General features: G+C 53.8%; 10 protein-coding genes. 5 read left to right on the forward strand and 5 right to left on the reverse strand.

Features of this window, described 5'->3' with window-relative positions; translation table 11 throughout:
• Positions 1-20: 20 nt before the first annotated feature.
• Positions 21-1,913, forward strand: coding sequence for a DNA topoisomerase IV subunit B (gene parE / locus HVZ39_RS03530; protein WP_003024571.1), 1,893 nt, complete (start codon positions 21-23; stop codon positions 1,911-1,913).
• Positions 1,914-2,013: 100 nt separating this feature from the next.
• Here the strand turns inward: parE and HVZ39_RS03535 are convergent, their stop codons facing one another.
• From HVZ39_RS03535 to qseB, 4 genes are all read right to left on the reverse strand, one after another.
• On the reverse strand, positions 2,014-2,328 hold the full coding sequence (locus HVZ39_RS03535; RefSeq protein ID WP_016154515.1) for a putative quinol monooxygenase: 315 nt from the start codon (positions 2,326-2,328) through the stop codon (positions 2,014-2,016).
• 30 nt (positions 2,329-2,358) lie between these two features.
• Positions 2,359-2,940 carry an NAD(P)H-dependent oxidoreductase gene (locus HVZ39_RS03540; protein WP_019077693.1) on the reverse strand — a complete coding sequence of 194 codons (582 nt, stop codon included), beginning with the start codon at positions 2,938-2,940 and terminating at the stop codon, positions 2,359-2,361.
• Positions 2,941-3,049: 109 nt separating this feature from the next.
• Positions 3,050-4,399: a quorum sensing histidine kinase QseC gene (gene qseC, locus HVZ39_RS03545; RefSeq protein WP_065554303.1), complete on the reverse strand. Its 1,350-nt coding sequence runs from the start codon at positions 4,397-4,399 to the stop codon at positions 3,050-3,052.
• Positions 4,396-5,055 carry a quorum sensing response regulator transcription factor QseB gene (gene qseB, locus HVZ39_RS03550; RefSeq protein ID WP_016154512.1) on the reverse strand — a complete coding sequence of 220 codons (660 nt, stop codon included), beginning with the start codon at positions 5,053-5,055 and terminating at the stop codon, positions 4,396-4,398. Before qseB ends, qseC begins: the two co-directional genes overlap by 4 nt.
• A 152-nt stretch (positions 5,056-5,207) precedes the next feature.
• On the opposite strand from qseB, the gene HVZ39_RS03555 reads away from it, so the two are divergent.
• The 4 genes from HVZ39_RS03555 to ftsP all read left to right on the forward strand — a co-directional run bounded on the left by HVZ39_RS03555 (position 5,208) and on the right by ftsP (position 10,397).
• Positions 5,208-5,603 (forward strand): YgiW/YdeI family stress tolerance OB fold protein, encoded by a 396-nt coding sequence (locus HVZ39_RS03555; RefSeq protein ID WP_016154511.1) that lies wholly within the window; start codon positions 5,208-5,210, stop codon positions 5,601-5,603.
• Between the two features lie 118 nt (positions 5,604-5,721).
• Positions 5,722-7,980: a DNA topoisomerase IV subunit A gene (gene parC / locus HVZ39_RS03560; protein ID WP_016154510.1), complete on the forward strand. Its 2,259-nt coding sequence runs from the start codon at positions 5,722-5,724 to the stop codon at positions 7,978-7,980.
• A gap of 195 nt (positions 7,981-8,175) precedes the next feature.
• Positions 8,176-8,913 carry a 1-acylglycerol-3-phosphate O-acyltransferase gene (gene plsC, locus HVZ39_RS03565; protein WP_016154509.1) on the forward strand — a complete coding sequence of 246 codons (738 nt, stop codon included), beginning with the start codon at positions 8,176-8,178 and terminating at the stop codon, positions 8,911-8,913.
• Positions 8,914-8,984: 71 nt separating this feature from the next.
• Positions 8,985-10,397 carry a cell division protein FtsP gene (gene ftsP, locus HVZ39_RS03570; protein ID WP_016154508.1) on the forward strand — a complete coding sequence of 471 codons (1,413 nt, stop codon included), beginning with the start codon at positions 8,985-8,987 and terminating at the stop codon, positions 10,395-10,397.
• Positions 10,398-10,413: 16 nt separating this feature from the next.
• Here ftsP and HVZ39_RS03575 read toward each other — a convergent pair whose 3' ends face one another.
• Complete coding sequence (locus tag HVZ39_RS03575) at positions 10,414-11,889, reverse strand: TrkH family potassium uptake protein (protein WP_103284239.1); 1,476 nt, start codon at positions 11,887-11,889, stop codon at positions 10,414-10,416.
• Between the last annotated feature and the right edge of the window lie 116 nt (positions 11,890-12,005).

Here is a 12,005-nt window from a genome sequence, read left to right on the forward strand (position 1 = left end):
TCGAATTGCTTATTTAAACCATGACGCAAACTTATAACGCTGATGCCATTGAGGTACTCACTGGGCTTGAGCCGGTACGCCGTCGCCCGGGGATGTACACCGATACAACCCGTCCGAACCATCTTGGACAGGAAGTGATTGATAACAGTGTGGATGAAGCACTGGCGGGCCACGCAAAACGCGTGGACGTGATTTTACATGCCGACCAGTCTCTGGAAGTTATTGATGATGGCCGCGGCATGCCGGTAGACATTCACCCTGAAGAGGGCGTTCCGGCGGTAGAGCTGATCCTCTGTCGTCTGCACGCAGGCGGTAAGTTCTCCAACAAAAACTATCAGTTCTCTGGTGGTTTACATGGGGTGGGGATCTCCGTGGTCAACGCCCTGTCGAAGCGTGTGGAAGTGAACGTGCGCCGCGACGGGCAGGTGTACAACATCGCGTTTGAGAACGGCGATAAGGTGCAAGATTTACAGGTTGTCGGTACCTGCGGTAAACGCAATACCGGAACCAGCGTGCACTTCTGGCCGGATGAAAGCTTCTTTGACAGCCCGCGTTTTTCCGTTTCGCGCTTAACGCACGTACTGAAAGCCAAAGCGGTGCTGTGCCCAGGCGTTGAGATCACCTTTAAGGACGAGGTCAATAACAGTGAACAGCGCTGGTGCTACCAGGATGGCCTGAATGACTATCTGAGCGAAGCGGTGAATGGCCTGCCGACGCTGCCGGAAAAACCGTTTATCGGTAATTTCAGCGGTGAAACAGAAACCGTGGACTGGGCGCTGCTCTGGCTGCCGGAAGGCGGCGAGCTGCTGACTGAAAGCTATGTGAACCTGATCCCAACCATGCAGGGCGGTACGCACGTTAACGGCCTGCGCCAGGGTCTGCTGGATGCAATGCGCGAGTTCTGTGAATATCGCAATATTCTGCCGCGCGGCGTGAAGCTGTCGGCGGAAGATATCTGGGATCGCTGTGCTTACGTGCTGTCAGTAAAAATGCAGGATCCGCAGTTTGCCGGACAAACCAAAGAGCGCCTCTCTTCGCGGCAGTGCGCGGCATTCGTCTCTGGCGTGGTGAAAGATGCTTTCAGCCTGTGGCTGAACCAGAACGTGCAATCAGCCGAACTGCTGGCTGAGATGGCGATTTCCAGCGCCCAGCGTCGTCTGCGTGCGGCGAAAAAAGTGGTGCGTAAAAAGTTGACCAGCGGTCCGGCGTTGCCGGGGAAACTGGCGGACTGTACCGCACAGGATCTTAATCGCACCGAACTGTTCCTCGTCGAAGGTGACTCGGCGGGCGGATCGGCTAAACAGGCGCGCGATCGTGAATATCAGGCGATCATGCCGCTGAAAGGTAAGATCCTCAACACCTGGGAAGTCTCTTCCGATGAAGTGTTGGCTTCGCAGGAAGTTCACGATATTTCGGTGGCGATCGGCATCGATCCGGACAGTGATGATCTGAGCCAGCTGCGCTACGGTAAGATCTGTATTCTGGCGGATGCGGACTCCGATGGTTTGCATATCGCCACGCTGCTGTGCGCGCTGTTTGTGAAACACTTCCGTACGCTGGTGAAACACGGTCACGTCTATGTGGCGCTGCCGCCGTTATACCGTATCGACCTCGGTAAAGAGGTGTATTACGCGCTGACGGAAGAAGAGAAAGCGGGCGTGCTGGAGCAGTTAAAACGCAAGAAAGGCAAGCCGAACGTGCAGCGCTTTAAAGGTCTGGGTGAAATGAACCCGATGCAGCTGCGTGAAACCACGCTGGATCCGAACACCCGCCGCCTGGTGCAGCTCATCATCGATGACGAAGACGATCAGCGTACCAACGCAATGATGGATATGCTGCTGGCCAAGAAGCGTTCTGAAGATCGCCGTAACTGGTTGCAGGAGAAAGGCGACCTGGCGGATCTCGAAGGGTAATTGACCGTGAATGCCGGATGGCGCTGGGCTTACCAGGCCTGAGGATTGCAATATAAGCCGGATACGTCTGTTTATGGCGTTATCCGGCAAATCGACAATCTTAAATGCCAGACTCCAGAATACGAATACTCATGTCCAGCACGTCGCCTTTCACGGCTTCGCTATAGGCTTTCATATGCGGTGTCTGCAAATGCGCTTCAAGATGCGCAATGCTTTCCCACTGTTCAACCATCACGATTGAGTCCGGGGCTGTGGTCTGAAAACTGACGCCAGCAGCATGATCGACCATCGGCGCGTAGCCGTGGCAACCTTCTTCTTTCAGTACGGTTGGAACGATTTTAGCGAATTGATCCAGTACCGCCTGGCGGTGATGTTGACCTGGACGTGTACGGATTTCTGCAATAACGGTAAGCATGGTTAACTCCTTCTAATTCCAGGTTACCAGTTAACCAAAAATTTCGTTCAGATGCTTGCGATATTCTGCGATATAACGCGGGACGTCCGGCATTTTAATCACGTCATTGGTGATAAAGGTCGGCAGCGCTTCCATTCCCAGGAACTGGTTTGCTTTATGGAACGGGAGATAAACGCCATCAACGCCAACGCCATGGAAGAACTGATCTTTTTCAGTAAAAGCTTCCATCGGTGCGTTCCAGGTCAGTGACAGCATGTATTTTTTGCCCTGAATCAGCCCACCGGAGCCGTATTTTTTAGACGCATCTGAACGCGTGCGACCATCGCTGGCGTACAGCGTACCGTGACCTTCGGTAAACACGTCATCAATGTATTTTTTCACGGTCCACGGCGCACCCATCCACCAGCCAGGCATTTGCCAGATAACCACATCGGCCCAGACGAAGTTCTGTACTTCATCAGGAATGTCATAGTCGCTGTCGGCGCGCACGATTTTAACATCATGCCCGAGGTCGCGCAGAAGGCCATCCGCGACCTCGGTCAGGGTGTCGTTTAACTGACCGTTGGAGTGGGCGAATTTTTTCGCACCATTGATAATCAGAATGTTGCTCATTTTGTGTCCTCAGGGAAATACGTTTGAAGACGATTTTACCCCTACCAGCGACGCGGTGAAATTAGCAAAATGTGCAAAGTCTTTTGCTATTTGAGCAATAATAACGCAATTACCAACTGACCTTCGCTTCAAAGCCACCTTGCGGAGCGTTGCCAAACGAGGCTGACATTCCATGCAATATTGCGATACGGCGGACAATCGATAGGCCGAGACCGCTGCCGGTCACGCTTTGTCCCGGTGGACGATAAAAGCGTTCCCCGATGTGCGTCAGGACCTCTGGCGCAACGCCAGGACCATTATCCTTGACGCTAAAATTACGGGCGTTGAGCGTCACTTCCACAATGCTACCCCGCGGGCTGTAACGGATCGCATTATCCAGCAGATTTCGTACCATCAGGCTCAGTAACAGCGGCTGTCCTGTGCGCATGATGTTGTGCGCGTTAATCTGCAAACGTACGTCGATGTGCGCCTGCTGGGCTGGATGGTAGATATCCATCACCGCGGATTGCAAAAGCTCCTCCAGCGAGATTTCCGCCACATCCTGAAGATTGTCGAGGGAGTCGAGGCGTGAAAGCGTCAGTAACTGATCGACCAGTCGGGTGGCGCGTTCAATTCCCGCATGCAACTGTACCAGCGCTTTTTCCCGCGTTTGCGGGTCGTCGTCTGACAGTTGCACCACTTCTGTTTGTACTTTCAGCGCGGTCAACGGGCTTCGCAACTCGTGGGCAGCATCAGAAGTGAAGCGCCGTTCGCGGACCATCATGGAATGGGTGCGGGTAAACAACTGATTGAGCGATTCAACCAACGGGCGCACTTCGCTAGGTACACCTTTCGGATCGAGCGGCTCTTCCGATTCCGGTGAGCGCCAGCGCAGAGCCTGCGCCAGTTTTTTCAGCGGCCTGAGTTCACGGCTAATCATGACCACCAGGATTAGCAACATCAGCGGCAGCGCAATCAACCACGGTGTTAACTGGGCGGTGACGATCGACAGCGCCATATCCTCTCGATACTCCCACTCCTGGCCTACCACAATGCGGTATTTGCCGTCAGCGGAATTCAGCCACAGAAAACGCCATGCGTCGTTGTCCCCCTTGAGTTGGCCATCGGTAAAGCCTTCGCGGGTGTAGCTGTAGGGAATATCCTGGCCGTTGTCGCCATCGTGCAATACCATTTTGCCGTCGATGGTGAAGATGGCAAACGTCAGCGCGTCGTCATCAATATGGCCGTGCTTGAGCTTCTTCGGCGTGCGAGCCATATTGCTTGAGGTGGTGACGTCGCTGATATCCAGCGTGCTAAGCCGCTTGGCGAACAACATCAGTTGGGTATCAAACAGCTCATCGACATTGTCGGTGGTCTGCTTCCAGGCTACAAAGCTCGAAACGGCCCAGGTTGCCGATGCCAGAATCAGAAAAATAAGCGTTAGCCTGATGCGCAGGCTGAGGCGTTGTGTGAGTTTCATGCGTCACCCAGGGTGTAGCCAATGCCATGCACGGTACGGATAAAGTCGCTGCCGAGCTTACGGCGTAAGTGATGGACGTGTACCTCAATCGCATTGCTGGAGACGTTTTCGTCCCAGGTATACAGTTTTTCTTCAATCAGTTTGCGGGGCAGGACGCGACCCTTATTGCGCATCAGCAGTTCCAGTAGAGCGAACTCTTTGGGTTTGAGAGACAAAGGCTCATCTGCCGCTGTGGCAACCAGCGCGCCGGGATCGAGCGTCACCTGACCATGGCGCAATATGTTGCTCGCCTGGCCGCTGGCACGGCGCACCAGTGCCTCCAGTCTGGCGGCAACTTCGATCAGCGCAAAGGGTTTGCACAGATAGTCATCCGCGCCGAGACGCAGACCCTCAACGCGTTCCGCCAGCGCGTCGCGAGCGGTCAGAATCAGCACTGGCTCCTGCTTCCCGTTGGCTCGCCATTCGCGCAAGATGTCCCGTCCGTCGATGCCTGGCAGCGTCAGGTCGAGGATCACCGCATCATAAGGGGCGCTGTAGAGCGCTTCTTTCCCCTGGCGACCCTCGGTAAACCAGTCGATGCTGAAACCCATTTTACTCAGACCTGTTTTCAGGCCGTCGCCGATCAACGTGTCATCTTCGATCAGTAAAATACGCATATGTTCTTCCCTGCAGCCGCTCTCATTAGCGTCAGTAAACCTTGTGACTACAGCCTCTGTACAGCAAAAAAAGTATCTTTTTTTGCCTTAAGAACTTGTTAAGGATTAACTTATTTAATAGTCGTAAACCAAAATGAAAGGGAGACATGACGATGAAAAAATTAGCTGCAATGGTTGCTGTAATGGCACTGTGTTCCGCACCTGTTCTGGCAGCGCAGCAGGGCGGTTTCTCTGGACCGACAACCACCACGCAAAGCCAAAATGGCGGATTTGTCGGCCCGAATGGTAGCAGCGCGACGGTAGAAAGCGCCAAATCACTGCGTGATGACACTTGGGTTACCCTGCGCGGGAACATCGTTGAGCGTATTTCCGACGACCTGTATGTGTTTAAAGATGCGACCGGCACGGTGAATGTGGATATCGACCACAAGCGCTGGAACGGCGTAACCGTCACACCGCAGGATGTGGTTGAAATCCAGGGTGAAGTGGATAAAGACTGGAACTCCGTTGAAATCGACGTGAAACAGATTACCAAAGTTGCCAAATAATCCCCATCAGGGCCGCACTCGTGGCCCTTTTCTTTGTGACTCAACACGCCAGATAGGGTAGTATCTGCGGCAATATTGCCCTTCAATAGAGGGGTACAAAGTTGAGGAACCACGATTAATGAGCGATATGGCAGAGCGCCTGGCGCTGCATGAATTCACGGAAACCGCCTATCTGAACTACTCCATGTACGTCATCATGGACAGGGCGTTGCCGTTTATTGGCGATGGTTTGAAACCCGTTCAGCGTCGCATCGTGTACGCGATGTCCGAACTGGGGCTGAATGCCAGCGCCAAATTTAAAAAATCCGCCCGTACCGTCGGTGACGTACTGGGTAAATACCACCCACACGGCGACAGCGCTTGTTATGAAGCGATGGTGCTGATGGCGCAGCCGTTCTCTTACCGTTATCCGCTGGTCGACGGGCAGGGGAACTGGGGGGCGCCGGACGATCCGAAATCCTTCGCGGCGATGCGTTATACCGAATCCCGCCTGTCTAAATATGCGGAAGTTCTGCTGGGTGAACTTGGCCAGGGAACGTCGGACTGGGTGCCAAACTTCGACGGCACCATGCAGGAGCCGAAGATGCTGCCTGCGCGTCTGCCAAATATTCTGTTGAACGGCACGACCGGTATTGCCGTTGGTATGGCGACGGACATTCCGCCGCATAACCTGCGTGAAGTGGCGAAAGCGGCGATTACCCTGATTGAGCAACCGAAAACAACGCTGGATCAGTTGCTGGACATCGTGCAGGGGCCGGATTACCCGACCGAAGCGGAGATCATTACCTCGCGGTCGGAGATTCGTAAGATTTACGAAAACGGACGCGGCTCCGTACGTATGCGCGCGGTATGGACGAAAGAAGACGGCGCGGTGGTGATTTCCGCACTGCCGCATCAGGTTTCCGGGGCAAAAGTGCTGGAGCAGATCGCCGCTCAAATGCGCAATAAAAAGCTGCCGATGGTAGACGACCTGCGCGACGAATCGGATCACGAAAACCCGACCCGTCTGGTGATTGTCCCGCGCTCCAATCGTGTGGATATGGAGCAGGTGATGAACCACCTGTTTGCCACCACCGATCTGGAAAAAAGCTACCGCATCAATCTGAATATGATCGGTCTTGATGGTCGTCCGGCGGTGAAAAATCTGCTGGAGATCCTCACCGAATGGCTGGCGTTTCGCCGCGATACCGTACGTCGTCGCCTGAACTATCGTCTGGAAAAAGTGCTTAAACGCCTGCATATCCTTGAAGGTTTGCTGGTGGCGTTCCTCAACATTGACGAAGTGATCGAAATTATTCGTCATGAGGATGAACCTAAGCCCGAGCTGATGTCGCGGTTTGGCATTTCTGAAACCCAGGCTGAAGCCATTCTTGAGCTGAAATTGCGCCACCTTGCCAAACTCGAAGAGATGAAAATCCGCGGCGAGCAGGATGAGCTGGCGAAAGAGCGCGATCAGCTGCAAGGCATTCTGGCTTCCGAGCGTAAAATGAGTAACCTGCTGAAGAAAGAGCTGCAGGCTGATGCCGAGGCCTATGGCGACGAACGCCGCTCTCCGCTGCAGGAACGTGAAGAAGCGAAGGCGATGAGCGAGCACGACATGCTGCCGTCAGAGCCAGTGACCATTGTGCTGTCCCAGAGTGGGTGGGTGCGTAGCGCGAAAGGCCACGACATTGATGCGCCGGGATTAAGCTATAAAGCGGGCGACAGCTTTAAGTCTGCGGTGAAGGGTAAGAGCAACCAGCCAGTGGTGTTCGTGGACTCGACCGGACGCAGCTACGCCATCGACCCGATTACGCTGCCGTCGGCGCGTGGACAGGGTGAACCGCTGACCGGGAAGCTCACGCTGCCGCCGGGCGCGACGGTTGAGCACATGCTGATGGAAGGCGACGATCAGAAACTGCTGATGGCATCCGATGCGGGTTACGGTTTTGTCTGCACCTTTAACGACCTGGTAGCTCGTAACCGTGCTGGTAAGGCATTGATTACGCTGCCAGAAAATGCGCGCGTTATGCCGCCAGTTGTGATTGAAGATGAAACCGATATGCTGCTGGCAATCACCCAGGCCGGTCGCATGTTGATGTTCCCGGTAAGCGATTTGCCGCAATTGTCAAAAGGCAAAGGGAACAAGATTATCAATATCCCTTCAGCGGAAGCGGCGAAAGGCGAAGATGGCCTGGCGCAGCTCTACGTGCTGCCGCCACAAAGCACGCTAACTATCCACGTCGGTAAGCGCAAAATTAAACTGCGTCCTGAAGAGTTGCAGAAAGTGACCGGCGAGCGTGGCCGTCGCGGTACGCTAATGCGTGGTCTGCAGCGTATCGATCGCATTGACATTGACTCGCCTCGACGCGCCAGTCACGGCGACAGCGAAGAATAACGCTACCGTCCGGCTCTCCCTGTTTTAGCCCGGGGAGAGCCAAGGTTAAAAATTCCCGTGAAACCGTTGTTTATTCGTGCGTTGCGATTAACAATACGCTTTTCCAGAGAGCCGCCCTTAACAAAGCCCTAACCTGATACTGCGTGATGAATCAGGTGACGTAAAATGCCAGGCTCTTAGGCCTCAGAGGTTGTTATGCTATATATTTTTCGTTTAATCATTACTGTTATTTACTGCGTTCTGGTCTGTATTTTCGGTTGCATATACTGTCTGTTCAGCCCACGAAATCCAAAACACGTCGCAACGTTCGGTCATATGTTTGGCCGCCTGGCTCCCCTTTATGGCCTGAAGGTTGAGTGCCGCATGCCGGCAGACGCGCAGAACTATGGTAATGCTATCTATATTTGTAATCATCAGAACAACTATGACATGGTTACCGCTGCGAATATTGTTCAGCCGCCGACGGTGACGGTAGGTAAAAAAAGCCTGTTGTGGATCCCATTCTTCGGGCTGCTGTACTGGTTAACCGGCAACCTGCTGATTGACAGAAACAACCGTACCAAAGCGCACAGCACCATTGCGGCGGTGGTGAATCATTTCAAAAAACGTCGTATTTCTATCTGGATGTTCCCGGAAGGAACGCGCAGCCGTGGTCGCGGTCTGCTGCCGTTTAAAACCGGCGCGTTTCATGCGGCGATTGCGGCGGGTGTCCCGGTTATTCCGGTGTGCGTTTCAACTACCTCGAACAAGATAAAACTCAACCGACTCAATAATGGTCTGGCGATTGTAGAGATGTTGCCACCGGTAGATATTAGCCATTTTGGGAAAGATCAGGTTCGTGAACTGGCAGCGCATTGCCGTACGCTGATGGAACAAAAAATCGCAGAACTCGATAAAGAAGTTGCTGAGCGGGAAGCCGCCGGTAAGGTTTAATCCGCGCAATTCGGGTTTGTTACAGGAAAAGATTTCCTGCGTGTTAATCGCCAGTTTTTCATGGAGTTTATATGTCATTCAGTCGGCGTCAGTTCATTCAGGCATCGGGGATCGCACTGTGTGCAGGTGCTGTTCCGCTGAAGGCTAATGCTGCCGGTCAGCAACAACCGTTACCCGTACCTCCGCTGCTGGAGTCCCGTCGGGGGCAGCCGTTATTTATGACGCTGCAACGCGCCCACTGGTCCTTCACGCAAGGCACGCGCGCACCTGTCTGGGGGATTAACGGTCGCTACCTGGGACCGACGATCCGCGTCTGGAAAGGGGATGACGTCAAGCTTATCTACAGCAACCGTCTGACTGAAAATGTCTCGATGACTGTCGCTGGATTACAGGTGCCAGGCCCGCTGATGGGCGGCCCGGCGCGCATGATGTCCCCTAATGCAGACTGGGCACCAGTGCTGCCGATTCGTCAGAATGCCGCTACGCTGTGGTATCACGCCAATACGCCAAATCGTACTGCCCAGCAGGTTTATAACGGTCTTGCCGGGATGTGGCTGATTGAAGATGAAGTGAGTAAATCACTGTCTATTCCCAACCACTACGGCGTGGATGATTTTCCGATCATTATCCAGGACAAGCGTCTGGACAACTTTGGTACGCCGGAGTACAGCGAACCCGGCAGCGGTGGTTTTGTCGGTGATACGCTGCTGGTCAACGGGGCGCAAAGCCCGTATGTCGAAGTCTCTCGCGGCTGGGTGCGTTTGCGTTTGCTGAACGCTTCAAACTCGCGTCGTTACCAGTTGCAAATGAGCGATGGCCGCGCGCTGCATGTGATTTCCAGCGATCAGGGCTTTTTACCTGCGCCCGTTTCGGTGAAGCAGCTCTCGCTGGCGCCTGGCGAGCGCCGTGAGATCCTGGTGGATATGACTAACGGAAATGAGGTCTCTATCACCTGTGGTGAGGCGGCCAGCATTGTCGACAGGATCCGCGGATTCTTTGAGCCTTCCAGTATTCTCATCTCCACGCTGGTATTGACGCTGCGCCCGACGGGTCTCCTGCCGCTGGTGACCGACAGTCTGCCAATGCGCCTGCTGCCAACGGAAATCCTCAGTGGTTCACCGATTCGCAGCCGTGATATCAGTCTGGATGACGATCCCGGCATCAACGGTCAGCTGTGGGACGTCAACCGCATGGATATTACCGCTCAGCAGGGCTCCTGGGAGCGCTGGACGGTACGAGCGGATATGCCTCAGTCTTTCCATATCGAAGGCGTCTCGTTCCTGATCCGTAATGTGAATGGCGCAATGCCGTTCCCGGAAGACCGGGGCTGGAAAGATACCGTCTGGGTCGACGGCCAGGTTGAATTACTGGTCTACTACGGACAACCTTCCTGGGCTCATTTCCCGTTCTACTTTAACAGTCAGACGCTGGAAATGGCGGATCGTGGCTCGATCGGACAGATGTTGGTGAACCCGGCGCCGTAATGCGCCGGAGTTTCCGTTACGCCCGCCAGAACATGCGCGAGAACAGGATCAGAATGGGGTAAATCTCCAGACGCCCCATGATCATGGCCGCGCACATCAGAAGTTTTGCCTCCTCGTTTAAGGTGCCAAACGTCGTTGCGGTGATGCCAAACCCCAGCCCCATGTTATTGATGCAGGCGGCAACGGTGGCGAAAGAGGAGAAGAGATCGTAGCCCATCAGATTGAGCGCCCAGATAAAAAAGCTGGTAAATAAAACGTAGAGAAAGAAAAAGCTCCATACCGAACGCACTACTCGGTCGCTTACCACGTTATTGCCCACTTTGATATTCAGCAGGGCGCGTGGATGCGCGAGCTGATGTAACTCCTGACGGCATTGCTTGAACATAATCAAAAAACGCAGCACCTTAATCCCCCCGCAGGTCGAGCCGACACAACCGCCGAAGAAACTGGCGCTGAGCAGCATGAATATCGTGTGCGAAGGCCACTGCGCATAATCCGCCGTCGACAGGCCATTATCTGTCAGCATGGAGCTGGCCAGAAAAAAGGCATGCACCAGGCTGTCCGTTATCCCGTACATACCCGCCCGCCAGACCTGCCAGGTGGCGATCAAGGTGACAACCAGCGCAATAAGCAGAAAGAAACGCAGCTCGGCATTACGACGAAAGGGCTTAAAGGTACGTTTCACAATAGCTACGTACCAGAGGGTGAAGTTAAACGCAGACAGCAGTGAAAACAGTCCGGCGACTAACTCAATAGCGTGGCTGTTATAAAAGCCGATGCTCTCACTTCGGGTGGAAAATCCGCCGAGAGAGACCGTCGACAGCCCGTGGCATAAGGCATCGAAAAACGACATCCCGGCAACCCAGTAGGCCAGAGTACAAATAAGGCCGAGAATGACGTAGGTCAGCCACAGCGTACGAGCGGTATCAGCAAGCCTTGGCGTGAGGCGTTCTTCTTTAAAGGGACCTGGCATTTCAGACTGATACAGCTTCATACCACCAATACCCAGCAGGGGTAATACCGCCACGGCAAGGACAATAACCCCCAGACCGCCAATAAAATTTAGCTGAGCCCGATAGTACAGATACGATTTCGGCAAGGCGCTGACGTCGTCAATCACCGTAGCGCCAGTGGTGGTTATCCCGGAAACCCCTTCGAACAGGGCATCGGCAAAGGAGAGATTTAAGCCATCGTCCATCCACATCGGCATGGCGCTGATAAACGAAAACAGCAGCCAGAACAGGACGATAATGACAAAGCCATCCCGGGTTCGTAGTTGAATACCTGCATGTTTGGTTGCCAGCCACGCTCCACCGCCGAGGGTAAAGAACGTCATAAATGTGCTGAAAAAGGCGAAAAAGCTCCGCTCTTTATTTAACAGAGCAATGCCCATCGGCGGCAGCATGGAGAAGCTGTAGAGAAGAACCAGAAATCCGCACAGGTGAACAACTACCCGTAACTGGGAAATATGCAGTGAATCGTTGAGTCGCAATGAAAAATCCCCCGCCGAAAAAGAGTTATCTCAGCTGGCCGGCATGGTGTTAATTATGAATGATAAAAATGGGCGTCGTAAAATTTAACAATTTAAATCACTTTCTACTTGTCTGA

Origin of the sequence: Citrobacter sp. RHB35-C21 (assembly GCF_013816515.1) — a bacterium.
Taxonomy (GTDB): Bacteria; Pseudomonadota; Gammaproteobacteria; order Enterobacterales; family Enterobacteriaceae; genus Citrobacter; species Citrobacter braakii.

Bases quoted from the DNA above. Each gene is read 5' to 3' on its own strand.
- HVZ39_RS03555 (WP_016154511.1), top strand. From the start codon at position 5,208: ATGAAAAAATTAGCTGCAATGGTTGCTGTAATGGCACTGTGTTCCGCA.
- ftsP (WP_016154508.1), top strand. From the start codon at position 8,985: ATGTCATTCAGTCGGCGTCAGTTCATTCAGGCATCGGGGATCGCACTG.
- HVZ39_RS03540 (WP_019077693.1), bottom strand. From the start codon at position 2,940: ATGAGCAACATTCTGATTATCAATGGTGCGAAAAAATTCGCCCACTCC.
- parC (WP_016154510.1), top strand. From the start codon at position 5,722: ATGAGCGATATGGCAGAGCGCCTGGCGCTGCATGAATTCACGGAAACC.
- parE (WP_003024571.1), top strand. From the start codon at position 21: ATGACGCAAACTTATAACGCTGATGCCATTGAGGTACTCACTGGGCTT.
- qseC (WP_065554303.1), bottom strand. From the start codon at position 4,399: ATGAAACTCACACAACGCCTCAGCCTGCGCATCAGGCTAACGCTTATT.
- HVZ39_RS03535 (WP_016154515.1), bottom strand. From the start codon at position 2,328: ATGCTTACCGTTATTGCAGAAATCCGTACACGTCCAGGTCAACATCAC.
- plsC (WP_016154509.1), top strand. From the start codon at position 8,176: ATGCTATATATTTTTCGTTTAATCATTACTGTTATTTACTGCGTTCTG.
- qseB (WP_016154512.1), bottom strand. From the start codon at position 5,055: ATGCGTATTTTACTGATCGAAGATGACACGTTGATCGGCGACGGCCTG.